The sequence below is a fragment of the Stutzerimonas stutzeri RCH2 genome, from assembly GCF_000327065.1.
Lineage (GTDB): Bacteria > Pseudomonadota > Gammaproteobacteria > Pseudomonadales > Pseudomonadaceae > Stutzerimonas > Stutzerimonas stutzeri_AE.
Genome location: NC_019936.1, coordinates 3,650,068 through 3,672,193, shown reverse-complemented (window position 1 = coordinate 3,672,193; position 22,126 = coordinate 3,650,068). Strand labels below are relative to the sequence as shown.

The window sequence follows — 22,126 nt, the reverse complement described above, 5'->3', positions numbered from 1 at the left end:
GGCGAAATCCGTAACATGGCGCGCCTGCATGCCCCCTATCAAGGAAGCCGACATGACTCAGATACTCGACGGGCTGGTCAACCTGCTGACCCTGGAACGCATCGAGGAAAACCTCTTCCGCGGTGCCAGCCAGGATCTCGGCTTTCCCCAGCTGTTCGGCGGCCAGGTCCTCGGCCAGGTGATCTCCGCTGCCAGCCAGACGGTGACGCCGGAGCGCCATGTGCATTCGCTGCACGGCTATTTCCTGCGTCCTGGCGACTCGCACCAGCCGGTGGTGTACGACGTCGATCGGGTGCGCGATGGCGGCAGCTTCACCACGCGCCGGGTCAGCGCGATTCAGAAGGGGCAGACCATCTTCACCGGCATCGCCTCGTTCCAGGCCGGGGAGAGCGGCTACGAGCACCAGTTGCCGATGCCGGACGTGGTTGGGCCGGACGACCTGCCCAACGAGTGGGAGCTGCTGCACAAGCTGTCGCCGATGGTGCCCGAGCGGGTGATGGAGAAGCTGCGTCGGCCCAAGCCCATCGAGATCCGCCCGGTGACCCTGGTCGATCCGGCCAATCCGCAGCCGATCGAACCGGTGCGCCACCTGTGGTTCCGCGCCGACGGCTCGCTGCCCGACAGCCCTGCGCTGCACAAGTACCTGCTGGCCTACGCCTCGGACTTCAGCTTTATCGGCACCGCGTTGCAGCCCCATGGCGTCAGTTCGTGGAGCAAGTTCATTCAGCTGGCCAGCCTCGATCACGCCATCTGGTTCCACCGCGAGGTGAAGATGGACGACTGGCTGCTGTATTCCATCGACAGCCCCTGGGCCGGCAATGCGCGCGGCTTCGCCCGTGGCAGCATCTTCAACCGCCAGGGCCAGCTGGTCGCCTCGGTGGCGCAGGAAGGCCTGATCCGCGTGCGCGAGGACTGGATGTGAGGATCGCCGAGGTGCGGCACTGGGTGTTCGACATGGACGGCACCCTGACCATCGCCGTGCACGATTTCGCCGCGATCCGCCGTGCGCTGGAGATCCCCGAGGAAGACGACATCCTCCATCACCTGGCGGCGCTGCCGGCCGAGGAAGCGGCGGCCAAGCACGCCTGGTTGCTCGAACACGAGCGTGAACTGGCCTATGCCGCGCGCCCGGCAGAAGGCGCCCGCGAGCTGTTGCACACGCTGCGCGAGCGTGGCTGCCGGCTTGGCGTGCTCACCCGCAATGCCCACGAGCTGGCGAAGGTGACCCTGGATGCGGTCGGCATGGGCGACTGCTTTCTGCCTGAGGACATTCTCGGTCGCGACGAAGCGCCGCCCAAGCCGCATCCGGGCGGACTGCTGCATTTGGCGCAGCGTTGGGGCGTGGCCCCGGCGGCGATGCTGATGGTCGGCGACTACCGCTTCGATCTGGAATGCGCCAGGGCAGCGGGCGCGCGCGGTGTGCTGGTGAACGTGCCGCACAACGAATGGCCGGAGCTGACCGATCTGTACGCGCGGGATTGCCGGGTTCTGCACGGGCTGCTGTCTTCGGGCGAGGCTTGAACGCGGCACTGCGGATGATGACGACACGCGTCGGCGCCCTTCGTACCCACCCGGCCGTAAACCATAACGAGCCCGCAGGAGTGACCTGACCCGAGCCTGTCGTCCCTACAGCCGCGCGGCCTTGAAGGTGTCGCAGCGTGTCGGGTCACCGTGTTCGAAGCCATCGCGGAACCAGCGTACCCGCTGCGCCGAGGTGCCGTGGGTGAAGGCATCCGGCACCACGCGGCCCTGGCTGCGCTTCTGCAGGTTGTCATCACCGATGGCGTTGGCGGCGTTCAGTGCCTCTTCCAGGTCGCCTTCCTCCAGCCAGTCATGACGCTGCTGCGCGTGATAGGCCCAGACCCCGGCGAAGCAGTCGGCCTGCAGTTCCTGGCGCACCAGCAGGCCGTTATCGCCTTCCATCTTCGCACCGCGCTGGCGTGCGGCCTGCATCTGCTGCGAAACGCCGAGCAGGGTCTGCACGTGGTGGCCGACTTCATGGGCGATGACGTACGCCTGGGCGAAGTCACCGGAGGCTGAGAAGCGCTGGGCCATTTCGTCGAAGAACTGCAGATCGAGGTAGACCTGCTGGTCGCCCGGGCAATAGAACGGGCCCACCGCCGAACTGGCGAAGCCGCAGGCTGAATTCACGCCGCCGCGAAACAGCACCAGGGTCGGGTCGCGGTACTGCGTGCCGTGCTGCTGGAACAGGGCGCGCCAGGTGTCTTCAGTGTCGCCGAGGATGGCCCGGACGAACTCGGTCTGCGGGTCATCTCCGGCCGGCCGCTGGCTTTGCTGGGTAACCGGAGGCCCGCTCTGGCTGGCCAGCTGACCGAGAATCTGCAACGGGTCCTGGCCGGAGAGCAGGCCGATGATCACGACAATAGCAATGCCACCCAGGCCCAGGCCGCCGCCGAGGCGCATGCCGCTGCGGCCCCGGGCGTCCACTACGTTGTCGCTGCGTCGGGCACGATTCCAGCGCATGAGTTGATCCTCTAACGGTTTTGCGGGAGATCGCGGCCGCATCGAAGCGGCCGCTGCTTTCCACTCAGACCCGTTCGGCGCGAAAAAGCTGCAGGTGCGACGGCTGGCCCTGGCGATGGGACTGATTGATCAGTTGCCGGGGTACTCGGAAAGCACGCTTTCCTTGCCCTGCTTGCTGACGCCGATGACCTTGAAGGCGTCCTTACGCTCGCCCATTTCCATACCCGGCGAGCCGACTGGCATACCCGGCACCGCGGCGCCGATCAGGTCAGGTTGTGCGCGTAGCTTGAGAATGTCGGCGGCCGGCACATGGCCCTCGACGAACTTGCCGTCGATCACGCCGGTGTGACAGGAGCCGAGGCGATGCGGAACACGGTGCTCCATCTTTACCGAGGTCATGTCGTTGACCACGTGATCGGTCACCGTGAAGCCGTTGGCTTCCAGGTGGTCGATCCAGGCTTCGCAGCAGCCGCAGTTGGGGTCGCGGTAGACGTCGATCGCGATGGGCTCGGCCGCCTGGGCAAAGCCGGCGAACAGGACGGGCAGAAGCAGAAGGCGGCGCATAGGATTACTCCGACAGGCGAGGTGTGCAGCATAGCGCTCGTCCGGCGGCCGGGCCGCAATTCCTGCGTGCCACATGTTTCAGCGTTTGCAGGTTCCGACGGTCGGCGCCGGACGGCATCAGCCGGCTTTGCGCAGCGTGGTCAGGCTGCCGGTGCCCATTGGATGGCAGCGCTGATCGACCGAATCGTGGAGAAAGGCCGCAAGCTTGCGCTGGTCGAGAATGTCGATGCGCCGGCTCTGCATGCTGATCAGTCCGGCATCGGACAGGCGATGCAGGATGCGCGACAGCGTCTCCGGCTGGATGCCCAGCTTGGACGCGATCAGCCGCTTGGGTATGTCCAGCTCGACCACGCCGCTGTTGCTCTTCTGCCGAAGCATGAGGAAGCGCGCAACGCGATGGTTGGCGCTGGACGTGGCCAGGTTGTCGATGTCTTCCAGGCGCTGGTTGAGCCGCTCGCTCAGCCGGGCGAGCAGCGCCGGCGCCAGTCGCGGGTAGCGCTCGAGCAGGTTGCGGTAGCTGGCGTTGTGTATCTGGATCACCAGCGAGTCGCGCAGTGCCGTGGCGGTGAGCAGATGGCTCGGCCGCCTGTCGTACAGCAGCGTCTCGCCCAGTGCGCCACCGGGACGCACGATGCCGAGGACATGCTCGTTGCCGTCGCTGCTATGGCGGTGCAGCTTGAGCTGGCCGTGGACAAGGATGAAGAAGTTCTGGGCGCTGTCGCCCTGGTAATAAAGGGTCTGGCCGGCTTGCAGTCGTCTGCTGCAGGTTGCCTGTTCAAGCTCGTCGAGCGCCGATTCAGGCAGCCCGTTGAACAGCGGATGGTTGCGAAGCACGGCCAGGTGTGTGGACTGTTTGGACATGATCAGTTACCTCCGAGGTCGGATGGTAGTAAGTGGCAGGTAGCCGGTCGATCCTGCCGATGGGGTATCACCTTCGTAGGAGGTAGAAGCGATTGCCGGTGAGCCGGTCGAGCGTCACAGCGCATCGCTGGCGGCTGGCCGGGCGAACCAAGTGCGTTTGAAACAGTCTCTGACCTACCGGGATACCGAGTCGCACATCAGGAGAGTTTTCGATGCGTTTTGCCCGTTTCGTTCTGCTTGCGCAGGCGCTGGTCATGGCCTGCCTGAGCCTCGCCTACTGGCTTTGGCCCTACGAGATGGCCAATCTGAACGGCATGCTGCTGATGGAGAGCGCCTCGGTCAGTCATATGCGGGTCTACTACGGCGGGCTGCAGCTGGGCCTTGCGCTGTTCCTGCTGTGGGCCGCGCGTGAACCGGAGCGCGCGCGACCGGCGTTGATGATGTTGATGATCACCATGGCGGCACTGGTGCTGGGCAGGCTGGTGTCGCTTTGGCTGGACGGCGGTGCGCTGGTCGGCTTCGATCTGGCCTCGCTGATCTACCGGGTGCTGGCGGCGTTGCTCGCCGGGTTTGCCTGGCACGTCATTCGCGAGCGCCCGGAGCCCGAGCCGCAGCGCATGGCGCCCGCCACCCGCAGGCTGGTCAGCGAGCCGCCGCAACCGTTCAAGCTCGGCGATGGCCCGCCGCCAGTCGAGCCGTCTCCGGCGGAAGCGGCGCCACAGCCGTTCCGGCGTGGCGATCCTGCCGCCTAGGCATTCACGCCGCGGCTTCGAGGTAGGCCGAGAGGCTGTGCTGGTCGAGGATTTCGATGCGCCGGCGCTGCACCGCGATCAGCCCGGCATCGGTCAGGCGATGCAGGATGCGTGACAGCGTCTCCGGCTGGATACCCAGTTGCGAAGCGATCAGGCGCTTGGGCAGGTCCAGGTCGATCACGCCGCTGCGTGCGGCCTGCAGTTCCTGGAACAGATAACGCACGACGCGCTGACAGACGTTCGATGAAGTCAGGTTATCGATCTGGTGCAGGCGCTGATTGAGGCGTGCGCTGAGGCTGCTGAGCAGCTGCATGCACAGCTGCGGCTGGGTCTCCAGCAGGCGCAGGTAATGACTGTTCTGCACGTTGAGCACCAGACTTTCCTTGAGCGTGGTGGCGCTCAGCGGATGCTCGGGGAGCTTGTTGAACAGCATCGCCTCGGCGAAGGCCTCGCCGGGACGGACCACCTCGATGACCTTCTCCTGGCCATCGCAGGTGACCCGGTGCAGCTTGACCTGCCCATTGATCAGCACGTGAAAGTGCTCGGCGGCATCGCCCTGATGGAACAGCGTGCAACCCGCTGGCAGGCGCTTCACCGTGGTATGCGCCGCAATATCCTGCAGCGCCGCTTCTGCCAGCCCGCTGAACAGATGATGACGACGCAAGGTATTCAGCACTGCAGAGCCCGTCAGCATGGCTACCCCTCCCTTAGATGGAGGGCATGCTAGGTTGCACAGTGCCGCTATCCCATTTCCCCTAAGCCATACCTCTTTCTGAGCAGGAGAGGTAGTCGACCCTCAGCGCGCGCTGCCAGCCAGGCGCTCGTAGTCCAGGGTCAGCTGCTCGATCTTGCGCAGCAGCGAATCACTGGTGGTGACGATCACGGTCGGCACGAAGCGGGAGTCATCCGCCAGGCTGAATCCCGCGCGGGCGAAACGCCACTGGGTGTCGATCTGGTCGAGCTGGCGGCTGATCTGCTCGGTGTTCTGCGGCGCTTTCTGCAGTTCTTCCAGGCCGCGTTCGAACTCGGCCACCGCAGCGTCGAAGTCGCCGCGCAGGCGTTGCTCCGGCAGCTTCCAGCTCATGGCCAGGTAGAGCATGGCAATGCGTTGGCTGAGCATGCGCTGGCGGCCGCTGCGATTGACCAGGCGTGCGGCCTGATTGCCGCTATGACGCTCGATTTCCTGGACCAAGGCTTCGCTCTGGCCGAGAAAGCGCTCGGCCAGGCGCAGCAGCTCGGCGGACTGTCCGCGATCCGGTCGGGTCAGCGCGATCTGCCGGTACTGAACCCAGGTCTGGTTTGCCTCGTTGAGTGCCTTGCGGATGCTTTCGCTGGGGGCGTAATCGTTGAGCAGCTGCGCATTCTCTTCGATGCTGGCAATGCTGCTGTCGAGCTGTGTCCCGGCAAGGTCGACCCGGGTATCGGTGCCGATCATCAGGTAGTTCTTGGCGATGCGCTGGCTGAGCATGCGTTGCATGCCGGCGCGGTTGACGGCTTCCGCGTCACTGATGGCGGCCTGGCAGGACAGGCTGCCGGCCAGCAGGCCCAGCAGCAGTGAGGTGGGTAGCAGGAATCTGAACATGGGCGCTCCTTACGTCCGGGCGGGGCGCGATGCTGACTGAGTAGTCAGCTCGGCGAGGACGAGACGATAGAGCGCTCCACTGCGATGGCATTGATGATCGTCAAGGGCGTGCCGGCGTCGCTGCGGGTTGGGTGTTGGCGCACAGAAACCGCCGGCGGTGGTGCTGTGGTCAGGCTTTCGCTTCGTTCTCCAGCACCCAGACCGCGGCCTCGACCCGCGAGCGCAGACCGAGCTTGTGCAGCAGATTCTTCACGTGGACCTTGACCGTACCCTCGGTGATGCCGAGCTTGCGCGCGATCATCTTGTTGCTCTGGCCCTTGGCGATCAGGCGCAGCACTTCCTTCTCGCGTTTGGTCAGGCTGGAGAACTGCACCTGGCCCGACGGCTTCGGGCGGACCCGGATCGCCTCGGCCAGCACCTGGGTCAGCTCCGGACTGAGCGCCATGCGTCCGGTGGCGGCAATGCGGATCTGCTCGATCAGCTGCTCGGCGTCCATGTCCTTGAGCAGATAGCCGTCAGCACCGTTGCGCAGCGCTTCGAGCACGTGGCTCTGCTCGTCGGAGACGGTGAACATGACGATGCGTGCGTCGATGTCGGCATCGCGCATGCGCCGGGTGGTTTCCAGGCCGTCGATGCCCGGCATGTTGAGGTCCATCAGGATCAGGTCGGGTTCGATCTCCAGCGCCAGGCGGATCGCCTCTTCGCCGTTGCCTGCCTCGCCAATCAGCTCCAGGTCGTCTTCCAGCTCCAGCAGGTCACGCAGACCCCGACGCATCATGGGATGGTCGTCGACCAGCAGGATTCGTGTGGATGTCCCTTCGTTCATACGTGACTGGCTCCTGTTTCAGGGGAATGTGGCGATAGGCTGGCGGGAAGCGGAGATGCACCGAGGTGCCGCCACCGGGGCGCAGGCCGATGCTGATGTTGCCGTTCAGGCTGTTGGCGCGCTCGCGCAGGATGATCAGGCCGTAATGGCCGGCACGCTGTTCTTCCGGGCTGATACCGATCCCGTCGTCCTCGATTTTCACGTGGATGGTGCCGATCTCGTCCTGGGTCAGCTTCAGCCAGCAGTGGTCGGCCTCGGCGTGCTTGACCACGTTGCTCAATGCCTCGCGGATGATCTGCAGGCAGTGCACTTCCTCGTTGGGGGTGAGCGGGCAGTGGTCCAGGTGGTAGTCGTTGATGATCTGCAGGCCGGAGTTGGCGCCGAACTCCTCGACGGTCGCCTGCAGCGCCGGTTTGAGGCCCGGTTCGTTGACCTTGATGCGGAAGGTGGTGAGCAGCTCGCGCAACTGCCGATAGGCCGAGTTCAGGCCGCGGTCGATCTGCTGCACGCTGTCGTCCAGCTGCGCCTGCCCGCTGTCCTTCTGCATCAGGCGCTTGAGGCGGGCCAGTTGCAGCTTCTGCGCCGACAGCGCCTGCGCCAGGGAGTCATGCAGTTCGCGGGCGATCACCGCGCGTTCCTCCATCAGCGCCAGGCGCGCCTGTTTCTGACCCAGCTGGGCGAGGCTCAGCGAGGCAGCGAACAGGTCAGCCAGGGTCGTCAGCAGCAACGTCTGCCAGGATTCCAGTGGTTGCCCTTCCGGATGAGCGACGCGCAGCGAGCCGAGGTCATCCTGGCCCGAGCGCAGCTCGAACGTCACCAGCTCCTCGCCGCTGGGCAACCGGCCGGTCTGGTTGACCAGGCAGACATCGCATTGCGGCAGCTTGCAGTAATCCGGCGGCTGCAGGTCGTTCGAGGTCATCGCGGTGTGGCTGCCGGTTTCGGCGGTACGGTTCAGGCACAGCGAGATCGGGCCGGTGCCGAGGATCTGCTGCACCTTGGCCAGCAGCGAGCCCATCATCTGCGAGGGGTCATCCGGCTGGCTGTAGAGCATTCGCGCGCTGTTGAACAGCAACTGCAGGGTCGCATTGCTGCGGGTGAGGGCGGCAGTCTTGTCGTCGACCTTCTGCTCCATTTCTGCGTAGAGGCCGGCCAGCTCCTGGCTCATCTGGTTCAGCGTGCGCGCCAGCAGACTCAGTTCGGTGTCACCGGGAATCTGCACCTGGCCGCTGAAGTCACCCTTGCCGATGTCGCGGGCCATCCTGGTCAGGCTGCGCAGCGGCGAGGCCAGGTTGTTGTGCAAGCCGTAGATCAGCACGAAGGCGATCAGCACGATGACGAACAGGGTGCCGGCCTGCAGGGCGCGGATGACGCCGAGCTTGCCTTCGGATGCCTCCTGCAGGGTGCGTACGAAGACGTCCAGCTCACTGACGAACTCCGGTGCTTCCTGACGGTAGTCATCGAGCTGCGCCGGTTGCGCATCGAGCAGCGGTCGCATCCGCTCCTGCCAATGCTGCATCACGCCGGCATGCAGCCCCGGCAGCGGCGTGTCGCCATGACGGTGCAGCGCCGAGCGCAGCGAGGCCGAGCGCAGTGTGCGCTCGAGTGTCTCGATCCGTTCGGCAAGCAGATCCTGCGGGCCATGTTCGGCGGTGAAGGCCAGGCGATAGGCCTGCATGCGCAGGCTGCCGGCCTGGTTGATCGCTTCGGCATCACCCTCCAGGGCGTCGGCCAGGTACAGGCTGGCGAGCATGCTGATCAGCGAAAACCCGATGATCACGACGAAGGCAACCAGCGTGTTGAACACGATCGAATGGCGTGTGGCGAGCTGCTCGCTTTCGGAGTGGGGCATGTTCTTGATCGTCGCTGTGGCGGTGTTCGCATTCTGCGCCTTGTCTCGAAGGCTTGCCACGGTGGGGGTGTACTCCCAATGCATTGAGGGTTAATCCGGGGCCCATGAGGCGCTCCGTCTAGTGCGTTTAACCTGTTGAAATAAAACGATTTTTTCGAAGGATTCAGGGTATCTCCAAAGAGGTAGAAAGACCCGGCCAAGCAAATTGCCACCAGTCGTGTATTGACCTGAGTCAAATTTCGCTCGGTCCGCTCCGCTTAGCGTGCGAGCCATTCCTGATCCCGCTGCGTTTGCAAGCAGGGTCCTGGCGCCAAGAGGATCGACCATGAGCAATATCGAAAAGTGGGACGTGGAGGACCAGAAATTCTGGGACACCACCGGCAAGCGGATCGCCAATCGCAATCTCTGGATCTCCATCCCGAGCCTGCTGATGGGCTTTGCCATCTGGCTGATGTGGGGCATCGTCACGGTGCAGATGCTCAATCTGGGATTTCCGTTCCAGCCCGCTGAGCTGTTCACCCTGACCGCCATCGCCGGCCTCACTGGCGCCACGCTGCGCATTCCGGCGTCGTTCATGATCCGCATCGCCGGCGGACGCAACACCATCTTCCTGACCACCGCGCTGCTGATGATCCCGGCGGCCGGCGCCGGTCTCGCCTTGCAGAGCCAGGACACCCCGCTGTGGGTATTCCAGCTGCTGGCTTTCCTCTCCGGCATTGGCGGCGGCAACTTCGCCTGCTCGATGAGCAACATCAGCACCTTCTTCCCGAAGAACCAGCAGGGCCTGGCCCTGGGTCTGAACGCGGGCCTCGGCAACTTCGGCGTGACCACCATGCAGATCCTGATCCCGCTGGTGATGACCGCCGGTGTGTTCGGTGCTGTAGCTGGTGCGCCGATGGAGCTGATCAAGGACAGCGGTACGCTGATCGGCAAGATCTCGGCCGGTACCGAAACCTGGATCCAGAACGCCGGCTGGGTCTGGCTGCTGTTCCTCGTCCCGCTGGCCTTCGCCGGCTGGTTCGGCATGAACAACCTGCTGGTGATCTCGCCGACTCCGGGCTACCCGCTGAACGCCTTTGGCAAGATTCTCGGCCTCTACGGCGTGGCCTTCGTCGCTGCCGCGCTTGGCCTGTACCTCTACCTGCCAGCCCCGACCGGTCTCGGCGTGCTGAACATGTGGGGCGTGATGCTGCTCACCATCGGCCTGACCCTCGGCATGCTGCGCATGCTGCCAGGCAGCATCAAGCCGAACATCAAGCGCCAGTTCACCATCTTCCGGGACAAGCACACCTGGTCGATGAGCATCCTCTACATCCTGACCTTCGGTTCCTTCATCGGCTTCTCCATGGCGCTGCCGCTGTCGATCACCGTGATCTTCGGCTTCATGAACGAAGTGGCGGCTGACGGCACCGTAACCCGCATTGCCAACCCGAATGCACCAAGCGCCCTGACCTACGCCTGGATCGGCCCGTTCATCGGCGCCCTGATCCGTCCGCTGGGTGGCTGGATCTCCGACAAGGTCGGCGGCTCGATCGTCACCCAGGTGATCTCGGTGGTCATGGTCGGTGCCTCGGTAGCCGCCGGCTATGTGATGCAGCAGGCCTACGGCTCGGCTCAGCCTGAAGAGTACTTCTTCCTCTTCCTGGTGCTGTTCCTGGTGCTGTTCGCTGCCAGCGGCATCGGCAACGGTTCCACCTTCCGCACCATCGGCGTGATCTACGACCGCGAGAAGGCTGGCCCGGTACTCGGCTGGACCTCCGCTGTCGCCGCCTACGGCTCCTTCGTCGCCCCGATCGTGATCGGCGAGCAGGTCAAGGCCGGCACCCCCGAGGTGGCCATGTACGGCTTCGCGGTGTTCTACGCGCTGTGCCTGATCCTCAACTGGTGGTTCTACCTGCGCCCCAACGCCTACGTGAAGAACCCCTGAGTCTGGAGTGCCGCCATGAAAATCATGATTGCCTACGACAACTCGCGTAATGCCAGGAAAGCCCTGGAAGCGACCCTCGACATGTTCGGCCCGCTCAAGCCGCTGATCATGCTCATCGGGGTGGTGGAAGAAACCCGTGACACCAGTGATTCGGCCGTCGAGCTCTACGAGCGCGAGCGTGGCGAGTTCCAGAGCTTTCTGCAGGAGGCCGCTGACAAGGTCAGCGCCTTCGGCCTGGACGCCGACGTGATCATCGCCGAGGGCGACGCCCGCAAGATGATTCTCAAGGCAGCCGAGCACAAGAAGCCCGACCTGCTGGTCATCGCGCGGCATTCCAACGAACCGGACGGCGGCTTCATCTCCCGCTCGCTGAATCTGTTGGTCGACGAACTCGACTACATGACCTTCGGCAGCGTCAGCGCATTCCTGGCCCGCCGGGCGCCTTGCCCGGTCCTGATTCAAGCCTGCCCCTGAGTGAGGAGCTCAACATGAGAGTTTCTACGCTGTTCGAATGGAAGCGCCCCGAAATCAGAGCTCTGCATCTGACCTGGATCGCGTTCTACATCTGCTTCTTCGTCTGGTTCGGCATGGCGCCGCTGGCCTCGAGCATGCTGAAAAGCGTGAACTGGCTGACGCCCGAAGACCTCAAGCTGTTCGCCATCGCCAACGTGGCGCTGACCATTCCGGCACGCATCCTGGTCGGCATGGCGCTCGACCACTGGGGCCCGCGCCGGGTGTTCTCGGTGCTGCTGGTGGTGATGGCCGCACCCGCACTGTTCTTCGCCTTCGGTGACAGCCGCACCCAGCTGCTGGTGTCGCGCCTGATCCTCAGCTCCATCGGTGCCAGCTTCGTGGTCGGTATCCACATGACCGCCATGTGGTTCAAGCCCAAGGACATCGGTTTCGCTGAAGGCTTCTACGCCGGCTGGGGCAACTTCGGTTCCGCTGCCGCCGCGATGAGCCTGCCGGCCATCGCCATCCATGCCTTCGGTGGTCCGGAAGGCTGGCGCTGGGCGATTGCCAGCTCGGCGATCATCATGGCGCTGTACGGCGTGTACTACTGGTTCGCCCTCACCGATGGCCCGGTTGGCACCATCCACCGCAAGCCGCACAAGGCCAGCGCGCTGGAAGTCAGCACCTGGGCCGACATGATCAAGCTGATCGTCTGGACCATCCCCATGGTCGGCGTGCTCGGCATCTTGGTCTGGCGCATCGAGGGCCTGGGCTACCTGGGCTCCACCGGCGCGATGATCTGCTACGCGGTGATCGCCCTGGTGGTGATCTTCCAGGTGGTGCAGATCCTGCGCGTCAACGTGCCGATCCTGAAGAAGGGCGTCCCGGAAGACGACAAATACCCCTTCAACACCGTAGCTGCACTCAACTCCACCTACTTCGCCAACTTCGGTGCGGAGCTGGCGGTGGTGTCGATGCTGCCGATGTTCTTCGAGCAGACCTGGGGCCTGACCCCGACCACTGCGGGCATCATCGCCGCGTCGTTCGCCTTCGTGAACCTGGTGGCGCGCCCGATGGGCGGCCTGGTCTCCGACCGCTTCGGCAACCGTCGCTTCGTGATGCTGGCGTACATGCTGGGGATCGCCGTCGGCTTCCTGCTGATGGGCCTGATGAACTCCAAGTGGCCGCTGATCGTCGCCGTGGCAATCACCGTGCTCTGCTCGGTGTTCGTCCAGGGTGCCGAGGGCGCGACCTTCGGAATCATCCCCTCGATCAAGCGCCGGGTTACCGGGCAGATCTCCGGCATGGCCGGGGCCTACGGCAACGTTGGCGCGGTCTGCTACCTGACCCTGTTCACCTTCGTGACCCCATCGCAATTCTTCATGGTGATTGCCGCCGGTGCCTTCGTCAGCTTCGGGCTCTGCCTGCTCTGGCTGAAGGAGCCCGAGGGGGCGTTCTCCGACGAGTACTACGTGTCCAGCGTGGACCGCGAGTTGGAGGCCCGCCAGAAGATCGCTTCCTGAGATTTGTACCGAGATGCGCCAGCCCGTGTGGCTGGCGCGAGCCGAGATTGATAAGCCGACCGGTCGGGCCAGTGGTTCGCAACCGGAGTGAGGAGAGAAAACAATGAGCCACTTGCTCGATCAACTGCGCTTCTTCAACAGGAAGCAAGGCGAGTTCGCCGATGGTCATGGCGAAACCCGCATCGAATCCCGCGACTGGGAGAACGTCTACCGTTCCCGCTGGCAGTACGACAAGATCGTGCGTTCCACCCACGGCGTGAACTGCACCGGTTCGTGCTCCTGGAAGATCTACGTGAAGAACGGCCTGATCACCTGGGAAACCCAGCAGACCGATTACCCGCGCACCCGCAACGACCTGCCCAACCACGAGCCGCGCGGCTGCCCGCGTGGGGCCAGCTACAGCTGGTACATCTACAGCGCCAACCGCCTGAAGTACCCCAAGGTGCGCAAGCCGCTGCTGAAACTGTGGCGTGAAGCGCGACGCAACATGAGCCCGGTGGACGCCTGGGCCAGCATCGTCGAGGACAAGGCCAAGGCCGAGTCCTACAAGAGCAAGCGCGGCATGGGTGGCTTCATCCGTTCCAGCTGGGAAGAAGTCAACGAGATCATCGCCGCCGCTAACGTCTACACCGTCAAGCAGTACGGTCCGGACCGCGTGGTCGGCTTCTCGCCGATCCCGGCCATGTCGATGGTTTCCTACGCTGCCGGTAGCCGCTACCTGTCGCTGATCGGCGGCGTGTGCCTGTCGTTCTACGACTGGTACTGCGACCTGCCGCCGGCCTCGCCACAAGTGTGGGGCGAGCAGACCGACGTGCCGGAATCGGCCGACTGGTACAACTCCAACTACATCATCGCCTGGGGTTCCAACGTCCCGCAGACCCGTACGCCGGACGCGCACTTCTTCACCGAAGTCCGCTACAAGGGCACCAAGACCGTTGCCATCACTCCGGACTACGCCGAAGTCGCCAAGCTCACCGACCTCTGGCTCAACCCGAAGCAGGGTACCGATGCCGCGCTGGCGCAGGCCTTCGCCCACGTCATCTTCAAGGAATTCCACCTCGAGAAGCCGAGCGCCTACTTCCGTGACTACGCCAAGCGCTACACCGACCTGCCGGTGCTGGTGCGCCTGAACGAGAAGGATGGCAGCTACATCGCCGACCGCTTCCTGCGCGCCTCCGATCTGGCTGACAACCTCGGCCAGGAAAACAACCCTGAGTGGAAAACCATCGCCGTCGACGGCACCACCGGCGAGCTGGTTTCGCCGCTGGGTTCGATCGGCTACCGCTGGGGCGAGAAGGGCAAGTGGAACATCGAAGCCCGCGAAGGCAAGGACGGCCGCGATGTCGACCTGAGCCTGACCCAGATCGATGGCGGCGAAACTGCCGAAGTTGCCTTCCCGTACTTCGGCGGCATCCTCCACGAGCACTTCCAGCACGCCGAAGGCGAGAGCATCCAGCTGCGCCGCGTGCCGGTCCGCAGCATCACCCTGGCCGATGGCAGCACCACCAAGGTCGCCACCGTGTTCGACCTGATGGCCGCCAACCTGGGTATCGACCGTGGTCTGGGTGGCGCCAACGTCGCTTCCAGCTACGACGACGCCAGCGTGCCCGGCACCCCGGCCTGGCAGGAAGTCATCACTGGCGTGTCCCGCGAGAAGGCGATCCAGATCGCCCGTGAATTCGCCGACAACGCCGACAAGACCCATGGCCGTTCCATGATCATCGTCGGAGCGGCGATGAACCACTGGTACCACATGGACATGAACTACCGCGGCCTGATCAACATGCTGATGTTGTGCGGTTGCGTAGGGCAGACCGGTGGCGGCTGGGCTCACTACGTGGGTCAGGAAAAACTGCGTCCGCAGTGCGGCTGGCTGCCACTGGCCTTCGGCCTCGACTGGCACCGTCCGCCACGCCAGATGAACGGCACCAGCTTCTTCTACAACCACAGCTCGCAGTGGCGCCACGAGAAGATGAGCATCCACGAAGTGCTCTCGCCGCTGGCCGACAAGTCGCAGTTCCCCGAGCACATGCTCGACTACAACATCCGCGCCGAACGCGCCGGCTGGCTGCCGAGCGCGCCGCAGCTCAACCGCAACCCGCTGCAGATCTGCCGTGAAGCCGAAGCGGCCGGCATGTCGCCGGTGGACTACGTCACCCAGTCGCTGAAGGACGGTTCGCTGAAGTTTGCCTGCGAGCAGCCGGACAACCCGGATAACTTCCCGCGCAACATGTTCATCTGGCGCTCCAACCTGCTGGGCAGCTCGGGCAAGGGCCACGAGTACATGCTCAAGTACCTGCTGGGCACCAAGAACGGCGTGATGAACGAGGACCTCGGCAAGCGCGACGGCTTCAAGCCGCTCGAGGCCGAATGGCAGGAAGACGGCGCCATCGGCAAGCTCGACCTGGTTACCACCCTCGACTTCCGCATGTCCTCGACCTGCGTGTACTCCGACATCGTCCTGCCGACCGCGACCTGGTACGAGAAGGACGACATGAACACCTCGGACATGCACCCCTTCATCCACCCGCTGTCGGCAGCCATCGACCCGGCCTGGGAAGCGCGTTCCGACTGGGAAATCTACAAGGGTATCGCCAAGTCGTTCTCGAAGATGGCCGAAGGTCATCTGGGCGTGGAGAAGGATCTGGTCACCGTGCCGCTGCTGCACGACAGCCCCGGCGAACTGGCCCAGCCGTTCGGCGGCACCGACTGGAAAACCGCTGGCGTCGATCCGCAGCCGGGCAAGAACTGCCCGAACATGACGGTCGTCGAGCGTGATTATCCGGCCACCTACAAGAAGTTCAGCTCCCTCGGCCCGCTGCTCGACAAGCTCGGCAACGGCGGCAAGGGCATCAACTGGAACACCCAGGATGAAGTCGATTTCCTCGGCGAGCTGAACTACAAGGTGCGCGACGAGGGCGTCAGCCAAGGGCGTCCGCAGATCGAGTCGGCCATCGACGCGGCCGAGGTCATCCTCAGTCTGGCGCCGGAAACCAACGGCCACGTAGCGGTGAAGGCCTGGGCCGCGCTGTCGGAATTCACCGGCCGCGACCACAGCCACCTTGCGCTGCCCAAGGAGCACGAGGCGATTCGCTTCCGTGACATCCAGGCGCAGCCGCGCAAGATCATCTCCAGCCCGACCTGGTCAGGCCTGGAAGACGAGCATGTGTCGTACAACGCCGGCTACACCAACGTCCACGAGTACATCCCGTGGCGCACCATCACCGGCCGCCAGCAATTCTTCCAGGATCACCCGTGGATGCAGGCCTTTGGTGAGCAGCTGATGAGCTACCGGCCGCCGATCAACACCCGCACCATCGATTACGTGAAGGGCAAGAAGAGCAACGGCAATACCGAAATCGTCCTGAACTGGATCACCCCGCACCAGAAGTGGGGCATTCACAGCACCTACTCGGACAACCTGATCATGCTCACCCTGAGCCGTGGCGGCCCGATCGTGTGGATGTCCGAAGTCGATGCCAAGAAGGCCGGCATCGAGGACAACGACTGGATCGAGTGCTTCAACGCCAACGGTGCCCTGACCGCCCGTGCGGTGGTCAGCCAGCGCGTGATGGAAGGCATGGTGATGATGTACCACGCCCAGGAACGCATCGTGAACGTGCCCGGCAGCGAGACCACCAAGACCCGCGGCGGCCACCACAACTCGGTGACCCGCGTGGTGCTCAAGCCCACCCACATGATCGGCGGTTACGCCCAACAGGCGTACGGCTTCAACTACTACGGCACCGTGGGTTGCAACCGTGACGAGTTCGTCGTGGTACGCAAGATGGCCAAGGTCGACTGGCTCGACGGCCCGAACGGCAACGACCTGCCGCAACCCCTGCCGCAAGACATCTGAGGAATAGGCCATGAAGATTCGTTCACAAGTTGGCATGGTCCTGAACCTGGACAAGTGCATCGGCTGCCACACCTGCTCGATCACCTGCAAGAACGTCTGGACCAGCCGCGAAGGCATGGAATACGCCTGGTTCAACAACGTCGAAACCAAGCCTGGCATCGGCTACCCGAAAGAGTGGGAGAACCAGGACAAGTGGAAGGGCGGCTGGGTGCGCAATGGCGACGGCACCATCAACCCGCGCATCGGTGGCAAGTTCCGCGTGCTGGCGAATATCTTCGCCAACCCGGACCTGCCGACCATCGATGACTACTACGAGCCGTTCGACTTCGACTACCAGAACCTGCACACCGCGCCGATCTCCGATCACCAGCCGGTTGCACGTCCGCGCTCGCTGATCTCCGGTCAGCGCATGGAGAAGATCGAGTGGGGCCCGAACTGGGAAGAAATTCTCGGTACCGAGTTCGCCAAGCGTCGCAAGGACAAGAACTTCGACAAGATCCAGGCGGACATCTACGGGCAGTACGAAAACACCTTCATGATGTACCTGCCGCGCCTGTGCGAGCACTGCCTGAACCCGACCTGCGCGGCGTCCTGCCCGAGCGGTGCGATCTACAAGCGCGAGGAGGACGGCATCGTCCTCATCGACCAGGAGAAGTGCCGCGGCTGGCGCATGTGCATCAGCGGCTGCCCGTACAAGAAGATCTACTTCAACTGGAAGAGCGGCAAATCCGAGAAGTGCATCTTCTGCTTCCCGCGCATCGAGGCCGGCATGCCGACCGTCTGTGCCGAGACCTGCGTAGGCCGCATCCGCTACCTCGGCGTGCTGCTGTACGACGCCGACCGCATCCATGAAGTGGCCAGCACCGTCAACGAGCAGGACCTGTACGCCAAGCAACTGGAGATCTTCCTCGATCCGTTCGATCCGAAGGTCATCGAGCAGGCACTCAACGACGGCGTACCGATGTCGGTGATCGAAGCCGCGCAGAAGTCGCCGGTCTACAAGATGGCGGTCGACTGGAAGCTGGCGCTGCCGCTGCACCCGGAATACCGCACGCTGCCGATGGTGTGGTACGTGCCGCCGCTGTCGCCGATCCAGAACGCTGCCAGCGCCGGTCACGTCAGCATGGACGGCGTGCTGCCGGACGTCGACAGCCTGCGCATCCCGCTGCGTTACCTGGCCAACCTGCTCACCGCAGGTGACGAGGAGCCGGTCAAGCTGGCGCTCAAGCGCATGCTCGCCATGCGTGCCTACAAGCGCGCCGAGCAGGTCGATGGCGTGCAGGACCTCAAGGTGCTGGAGAGTGTCGGTCTGTCGGTGGCCCAGGTGGAGGACATGTACCGCTACCTGGCCATCGCCAACTACGAAGACCGCTACGTGATCCCGACCGCGCACCGCGAAGAGGCCATGAGCGACGCCTTCGCCGAGCGCTCCGGTTGCGGCTTCAGTTTCGGCAGCGGCTGCTCGGGCGCCTCGGACACCAACATGTTCGGTGCCAAGAAGGCCAACCGCCGCGACATCATCAAGACCGTCCAGCTGTGGGAGGACTGAGCCATGCGCATCCTTAAAGTGATTTCCCTGCTGCTGGACTATCCCGACCAGCACTTGCGCGACGGCCATGCCGAACTGGCCCAGGCCATCGGCTCGGCCCGCGAGATCAGCCCGGAGCAGCGCATCGCGCTGCGCCGCCTGCTCGACGAGCTGACCGAAGACGACCTGATGGACGTGCAGGAGCGCTATACCGACCTGTTCGACCGTGGCCGTTCACTCTCGCTGCTGCTGTTCGAACACGTGCATGGCGAGTCCCGCGACCGCGGCCAGGCGATGGTCGACCTGATGGCGCAGTACACCGAGGCCGGTTTCGACATCGGCGTACGCGAGCTGCCGGACTACATCCCGCTGTACCTCGAGTATCTCGCCACCCGCGATGACCTCGAGGCCCGCGAGGGTCTGGCCGACGTGTCGCACCTGCTGGCTCTGCTGGCAGCGCGTCTGCAGGAACGCGAGAGCCCGCATGCCGCGTGCTTCCGTGCGCTGCTGCAGATCGCCGGCGAGCCGGTGCAGGAAACCCTGGCCAGCCTGCAGGAGCAGGTTGCCGCCGAGGAACGCGACGACTCGCTGGAAGCGCTGGACAAGATCTGGGAGGAGGAGCAGGTCAACTTCCTCCAGGCTGAGCAGCAGGATCGCTGCCCATCCATGCCGAGCGGGCCTGGCAAGGCTCGCGAGGAAAGCCCGGTGCCGCTGCACTGGACCGATTTCAAGCATGACGGGCAGGCCGCCGCGCTCGCCCAGGAGGTGCGCAATGTCTAACTTCAATTTCCTGCTGTTCGGGGTCTACCCCTACATCGCCCTGGCCATCTGCCTGATCGGCAGCTGGGCGCGTTTCGACCTTTCGCAGTACAGCTGGAAGGCCGGCTCGAGCCAGATGCTGTCGAACAATCGCATGCGCCTGGCGAGCAACCTGTTCCACGTCGGCATCATCTTCATCCTGGCCGGTCACTTCGTCGGTCTGCTGATGCCCGAGGCGCTGTACCACTCGTTCATCACCAGCGGCCAGAAGCAGATCGTGGCGATGGTGTCCGGTGGCTTCTTCGGCATCCTCTGCCTGATCGGCCTGGTGATGCTGATTCATCGCCGTCTGACCGATGTCCGTGTGCGTGCCACCTCCAACACCAGCGACATCATGATCCTCTTCGTGCTGCTCGCGCAGCTGGTGCTGGGTCTGCTGACCATCGTCGCCTCTACCGGCCATCTGGACGGTTCGGTGATGGTCCTGCTGGGCACCTGGGCGCAGAGCCTGGTCACCCTGCAGCCGGTCAAGGCCGCAGGCGCCATCGAGTCGGTCAGCGTGATCTACAAGCTGCACGTGTTCCTCGGTATGACCCTGTTCGTGCTGTTCCCCTTCACCCGCCTGGTGCACATCGTCAGTGCGCCGGTGTGGTACCTGGGCCGGCGCTACCAGATCGTCCGCCAGAAGGGCGTCAAGCCAAGCGTGCCGCGCCCGCAGCGTCCGCGCACCTACGAAGCCCCGGCCCGCGAAACTGCAGTGCCGACCGCTGTGCCTGCCACGGCAAAGAGCAAGACTCCGGTATGACCCTCGCTGGCTGACGCCTGGCGCGTCAGCCAGCCTGGCCGATCGGATCGAAGGTTCAAGCGTCTTATCGAGGTAATCATCATGGGTTGTGGATGCGGTGGTAGCACAGGTGGAGGCGGCGGCTGCGGTGGCGGCGCGCGTCCGGAAATCGAAGTGCCGGCAGATGCCCCTCTTTTCGAGGAGCTGCCGCACGAGGAAGACAACGAGCCGGCTGCCGAGCAGGCGTCCGGTGAGCCGCTGCTGATCGCCAGCAGCGAACAGGAATGGCCACGGGTGCGGGTCAATGGGGTGGCGATCGCCTCCCAGGCCATCGCCCAGGAGCTGCAGTACCACCCGGCCGAAAGCCGCGAAGAGGCCGTCTACCTGGCGACCCAGGCGCTGGTGCTGCGCGAGTTACTGCAGCAGCGCATCGGCGAGCTGGGCCTGGTGGTGCAGGCGACAGCCGGCGAGAGCGAGGAGGAGGCGGCCACCCGCACGCTGATCGAGCAGGAAGTGCCGCTGCCGCTGGCGGACGAGGCGGCCTGCCGGCAGTACTACAGCGGCAATCAGCAGCGCTTCTTCAGCGCACCGTTGTTGGCCGCGCGGCACATCTTGCTGGCCTGTCCGGCGGATGACGCCGAGGCGCGCAGCCTGGCTCGCGAACAGGCGCAGGGTCTGATCGCCGAACTGCAGGCCGCGCCGCAACGCTTCGCCGAGCTGGCGCTGCAGCAATCGGCCTGCCCGTCGAAGGCGCAGGGCGGCGCGCTGGGGCAAATCAGCAAGGGCCAGACGGTGCCGGAGTTCGAGCGCCAGCTGTTCCGTCTGCCGGTCGGCCTGTGCACGCAGCCGCTGGAAAGCCGCTACGGCTATCACCTGGTGTTCGTCGATCAGCGCATCGAAGGCGAGCAGCTGCCCTACGAGGTAGTCGCCGGTTCGATTCGCGCCGAACTCAATCAGCGTGTCTGGCAGATCGGTGTCAGCCAGTACCTGCAGAACCTGGTGGGTGCGGCGAACATCGAAGGCATCCTCATGCAGGGCGCGGAAACGCCACTGATGCAATAACGGCGGCTTGGCCCTGGGCGGCTGGATGACGCTTCAGCCATCCCACCGAGCAGGGCCAATGTTGGATGGCGCCTCATCCATCCAGCTGGCGGTAAATGAGCGAGCCTGCGAGGGCCCTGGCGGATGAGCAGAGTGTCATCCGCCCCACGAAGTAAAGAGAGCTTGGCGATGACTCAATTACGCGATGCCCACAACCGCCAGATCGACTACCTGCGCATGTCGGTGACCGACCGCTGCGACTTCCGCTGCGTCTACTGCATGGCCGAGGACATGACCTTCCTGCCGCGCCAGCAGGTGCTCGGTCTGGAGGAGTTGGAGCGCATCGCGCGCATTTTCGTCGGCCTGGGGGTGAAGAAGATTCGCCTCACCGGCGGCGAGCCGCTGGTACGCCAGGGCATCGTCGGCCTCTGCGAGCGCATTGCCGCATTGCCGGGCCTGCGCGAACTGGTGATGACCACCAACGGCTCGCAGCTGGTCAAGCTTGCCGCACCGCTGGCGCGGGCCGGGGTCAAGCGGCTGAACATCAGCCTGGATAGCCTGGACGCCGAGAAATTCCACGCCATCACCCGCACCGGTCAGCTGCAGCAGGTGCTCGATGGCATCGACGCGGCACGGGACGCCGGCTTCGAGCGGATCAAGCTCAATGCCGTGGTGATGAAGGGCCGCAACGCCGAGGAGGTCGCCGACCTGGTGGACTTCGCCATCGCCGGTGGGCTCGATCTGAGCTTCATCGAGGAAATGCCGCTGGGCGACGTCGGTCGTTCGCGCGGCGAGAGCTTCTGCTCCAGCGACGAAGTACGTGCGCTGATCGCCGAGCGTCATGCGCTGATCGATTCGGCCGAGCAGAGCGGCGGCCCGGCGCGCTACGTGCGCCTGGCGGACCATCCGCAGACGCGCATCGGCTTTATCTCGCCGCATTCGCACAACTTCTGCGCCACCTGCAACCGTGTGCGGCTGACGGTAGAGGGGCGCCTGCTGCTGTGCCTGGGCCACGAGAATTCCATCGATCTGCGCGCACTGCTGCGCCGCCATCCGACCAGCGACCAGCCGGTGATCGACGCCATCCACGCCGCGCTGCAACGCAAACCGCTGCGCCATGAATTCTCCAGCAGCGGCGAGGTTCAGGTGCTGCGCTTCATGAATGCCAGTGGTGGTTGAGGCGGGCGCCAGCATGGGCTACGAGTCAACCGTCTAATTCGCTACCATCGACCGGCATCCCCGGTTTGACCCACGTGCCCAGCTGCCGCAGCCGGGCCTTGTCGCAGAGCCAGGTCGCACAATCGCCTGCAGCGTTGTCAGACTCATGGCACCCG

General features: G+C 64.4%; 19 protein-coding genes. 12 read left to right on the top strand and 7 right to left on the bottom strand.

Annotated features, from left to right (window positions below):
- The first annotated feature begins 52 nt into the window (after positions 1 to 52).
- Together tesB and PSEST_RS16995 are read left to right on the top strand one after the other, a co-directional pair.
- Complete coding sequence (gene tesB / locus PSEST_RS17000; RefSeq protein ID WP_015278209.1) at positions 53 to 922, top strand: acyl-CoA thioesterase II; 870 nt, start codon at positions 53 to 55, stop codon at positions 920 to 922.
- Positions 919 to 1,521, top strand: coding sequence for an HAD family hydrolase (locus PSEST_RS16995; protein ID WP_015278208.1), 603 nt, complete (start codon positions 919 to 921; stop codon positions 1,519 to 1,521). Before tesB ends, PSEST_RS16995 begins: the two co-directional genes overlap by 4 nt.
- A gap of 105 nt (positions 1,522 to 1,626) precedes the next feature.
- Here the strand turns inward: PSEST_RS16995 and PSEST_RS16990 are convergent, their stop codons facing one another.
- The 3 genes from PSEST_RS16990 to PSEST_RS16980 form a co-directional block, all read right to left on the bottom strand.
- Positions 1,627 to 2,484, bottom strand: coding sequence for a neutral zinc metallopeptidase (locus PSEST_RS16990; RefSeq protein ID WP_015278207.1), 858 nt, complete (start codon positions 2,482 to 2,484; stop codon positions 1,627 to 1,629).
- Positions 2,485 to 2,613: 129 nt separating this feature from the next.
- A complete protein-coding gene (locus PSEST_RS16985) occupies positions 2,614 to 3,048 on the bottom strand; it encodes a DUF411 domain-containing protein (protein ID WP_015278206.1) in 435 nt (144 codons plus the stop codon).
- Positions 3,049 to 3,165: 117 nt separating this feature from the next.
- Positions 3,166 to 3,909, bottom strand: coding sequence for a Crp/Fnr family transcriptional regulator (locus PSEST_RS16980; RefSeq protein ID WP_015278205.1), 744 nt, complete (start codon positions 3,907 to 3,909; stop codon positions 3,166 to 3,168).
- 212 nt (positions 3,910 to 4,121) lie between these two features.
- Between PSEST_RS16980 and PSEST_RS16975 the strand changes: the two genes are divergently transcribed.
- Positions 4,122 to 4,661, top strand: coding sequence for a DUF4345 domain-containing protein (locus PSEST_RS16975; RefSeq protein ID WP_015278204.1), 540 nt, complete (start codon positions 4,122 to 4,124; stop codon positions 4,659 to 4,661).
- Between the two features lie 4 nt (positions 4,662 to 4,665).
- Here PSEST_RS16975 and PSEST_RS16970 read toward each other — a convergent pair whose 3' ends face one another.
- The 4 genes from PSEST_RS16970 to PSEST_RS16955 all read right to left on the bottom strand — a co-directional run bounded on the left by PSEST_RS16970 (position 4,666) and on the right by PSEST_RS16955 (position 8,978).
- Positions 4,666 to 5,355: a Crp/Fnr family transcriptional regulator gene (locus tag PSEST_RS16970; RefSeq protein ID WP_015278203.1), complete on the bottom strand. Its 690-nt coding sequence runs from the start codon at positions 5,353 to 5,355 to the stop codon at positions 4,666 to 4,668.
- A gap of 102 nt (positions 5,356 to 5,457) precedes the next feature.
- Entirely contained in the window at positions 5,458 to 6,243 is a 786-nt protein-coding gene (locus PSEST_RS16965) for a type IV pili methyl-accepting chemotaxis transducer N-terminal domain-containing protein (protein ID WP_015278202.1), read from the bottom strand.
- A gap of 169 nt (positions 6,244 to 6,412) precedes the next feature.
- Entirely contained in the window at positions 6,413 to 7,021 is a 609-nt protein-coding gene (gene narL / locus PSEST_RS16960) for a two-component system response regulator NarL (RefSeq protein WP_015278201.1), read from the bottom strand.
- A complete protein-coding gene (locus PSEST_RS16955) occupies positions 6,999 to 8,978 on the bottom strand; it encodes an ATP-binding protein (protein ID WP_041757073.1) in 1,980 nt (659 codons plus the stop codon). The genes narL and PSEST_RS16955 overlap by 23 nt, the downstream gene beginning before the upstream one ends.
- A gap of 265 nt (positions 8,979 to 9,243) precedes the next feature.
- Between PSEST_RS16955 and PSEST_RS16950 the strand changes: the two genes are divergently transcribed.
- From PSEST_RS16950 to moaA, 9 genes are all read left to right on the top strand, one after another.
- Entirely contained in the window at positions 9,244 to 10,845 is a 1,602-nt protein-coding gene (locus PSEST_RS16950) for an MFS transporter (RefSeq protein WP_015278199.1), read from the top strand.
- Positions 10,846 to 10,860: 15 nt separating this feature from the next.
- Positions 10,861 to 11,319 carry a universal stress protein gene (locus PSEST_RS16945; protein WP_015278198.1) on the top strand — a complete coding sequence of 153 codons (459 nt, stop codon included), beginning with the start codon at positions 10,861 to 10,863 and terminating at the stop codon, positions 11,317 to 11,319.
- 14 nt (positions 11,320 to 11,333) lie between these two features.
- The gene (locus tag PSEST_RS16940; RefSeq protein WP_015278197.1) at positions 11,334 to 12,821 is read left to right on the top strand and encodes an MFS transporter; all 1,488 of its coding nucleotides are present in this window, start codon (positions 11,334 to 11,336) and stop codon (positions 12,819 to 12,821) included.
- A 103-nt stretch (positions 12,822 to 12,924) separates the two neighbouring features.
- The gene (locus PSEST_RS16935; protein WP_015278196.1) at positions 12,925 to 16,680 is read left to right on the top strand and encodes a nitrate reductase subunit alpha; all 3,756 of its coding nucleotides are present in this window, start codon (positions 12,925 to 12,927) and stop codon (positions 16,678 to 16,680) included.
- Positions 16,681 to 16,690: 10 nt separating this feature from the next.
- Positions 16,691 to 18,229, top strand: coding sequence for a nitrate reductase subunit beta (gene narH, locus PSEST_RS16930; RefSeq protein WP_015278195.1), 1,539 nt, complete (start codon positions 16,691 to 16,693; stop codon positions 18,227 to 18,229).
- Between the two features lie 3 nt (positions 18,230 to 18,232).
- Positions 18,233 to 18,988 carry a nitrate reductase molybdenum cofactor assembly chaperone gene (narJ, locus tag PSEST_RS16925; protein ID WP_015278194.1) on the top strand — a complete coding sequence of 252 codons (756 nt, stop codon included), beginning with the start codon at positions 18,233 to 18,235 and terminating at the stop codon, positions 18,986 to 18,988.
- The gene (gene narI, locus PSEST_RS16920; RefSeq protein WP_015278193.1) at positions 18,981 to 19,772 is read left to right on the top strand and encodes a respiratory nitrate reductase subunit gamma; all 792 of its coding nucleotides are present in this window, start codon (positions 18,981 to 18,983) and stop codon (positions 19,770 to 19,772) included. Before narJ ends, narI begins: the two co-directional genes overlap by 8 nt.
- Before the next feature lie 81 nt (positions 19,773 to 19,853).
- Complete coding sequence (locus PSEST_RS16915; RefSeq protein ID WP_015278192.1) at positions 19,854 to 20,813, top strand: peptidylprolyl isomerase; 960 nt, start codon at positions 19,854 to 19,856, stop codon at positions 20,811 to 20,813.
- Positions 20,814 to 20,981: 168 nt separating this feature from the next.
- Positions 20,982 to 21,971 carry a GTP 3',8-cyclase MoaA gene (moaA, locus tag PSEST_RS16910; protein WP_015278191.1) on the top strand — a complete coding sequence of 330 codons (990 nt, stop codon included), beginning with the start codon at positions 20,982 to 20,984 and terminating at the stop codon, positions 21,969 to 21,971.
- Positions 21,972 to 22,126: the final 155 nt, after the last annotated feature.

What these genes read in the sequence shown, in the direction of transcription:
- tesB (WP_015278209.1), top strand. Translation starts at nt 53, where the DNA reads ATGACTCAGATACTCGACGGGCTGGTCAACCTGCTGACCCTGGAACGC.
- PSEST_RS16990 (WP_015278207.1), bottom strand. Translation starts at nt 2,484, where the DNA reads ATGCGCTGGAATCGTGCCCGACGCAGCGACAACGTAGTGGACGCCCGG.
- PSEST_RS16985 (WP_015278206.1), bottom strand. Translation starts at nt 3,048, where the DNA reads ATGCGCCGCCTTCTGCTTCTGCCCGTCCTGTTCGCCGGCTTTGCCCAG.
- PSEST_RS16980 (WP_015278205.1), bottom strand. Translation starts at nt 3,909, where the DNA reads ATGTCCAAACAGTCCACACACCTGGCCGTGCTTCGCAACCATCCGCTG.
- PSEST_RS16975 (WP_015278204.1), top strand. Translation starts at nt 4,122, where the DNA reads ATGCGTTTTGCCCGTTTCGTTCTGCTTGCGCAGGCGCTGGTCATGGCC.
- PSEST_RS16970 (WP_015278203.1), bottom strand. Translation starts at nt 5,355, where the DNA reads ATGCTGACGGGCTCTGCAGTGCTGAATACCTTGCGTCGTCATCATCTG.
- PSEST_RS16965 (WP_015278202.1), bottom strand. Translation starts at nt 6,243, where the DNA reads ATGTTCAGATTCCTGCTACCCACCTCACTGCTGCTGGGCCTGCTGGCC.
- narL (WP_015278201.1), bottom strand. Translation starts at nt 7,021, where the DNA reads ATGATGCGTCGGGGTCTGCGTGACCTGCTGGAGCTGGAAGACGACCTG.
- PSEST_RS16950 (WP_015278199.1), top strand. Translation starts at nt 9,244, where the DNA reads ATGAGCAATATCGAAAAGTGGGACGTGGAGGACCAGAAATTCTGGGAC.
- PSEST_RS16945 (WP_015278198.1), top strand. Translation starts at nt 10,861, where the DNA reads ATGAAAATCATGATTGCCTACGACAACTCGCGTAATGCCAGGAAAGCC.
- PSEST_RS16940 (WP_015278197.1), top strand. Translation starts at nt 11,334, where the DNA reads ATGAGAGTTTCTACGCTGTTCGAATGGAAGCGCCCCGAAATCAGAGCT.
- PSEST_RS16935 (WP_015278196.1), top strand. Translation starts at nt 12,925, where the DNA reads ATGAGCCACTTGCTCGATCAACTGCGCTTCTTCAACAGGAAGCAAGGC.
- narH (WP_015278195.1), top strand. Translation starts at nt 16,691, where the DNA reads ATGAAGATTCGTTCACAAGTTGGCATGGTCCTGAACCTGGACAAGTGC.
- narJ (WP_015278194.1), top strand. Translation starts at nt 18,233, where the DNA reads ATGCGCATCCTTAAAGTGATTTCCCTGCTGCTGGACTATCCCGACCAG.
- narI (WP_015278193.1), top strand. Translation starts at nt 18,981, where the DNA reads ATGTCTAACTTCAATTTCCTGCTGTTCGGGGTCTACCCCTACATCGCC.
- PSEST_RS16915 (WP_015278192.1), top strand. Translation starts at nt 19,854, where the DNA reads ATGGGTTGTGGATGCGGTGGTAGCACAGGTGGAGGCGGCGGCTGCGGT.
- moaA (WP_015278191.1), top strand. Translation starts at nt 20,982, where the DNA reads ATGACTCAATTACGCGATGCCCACAACCGCCAGATCGACTACCTGCGC.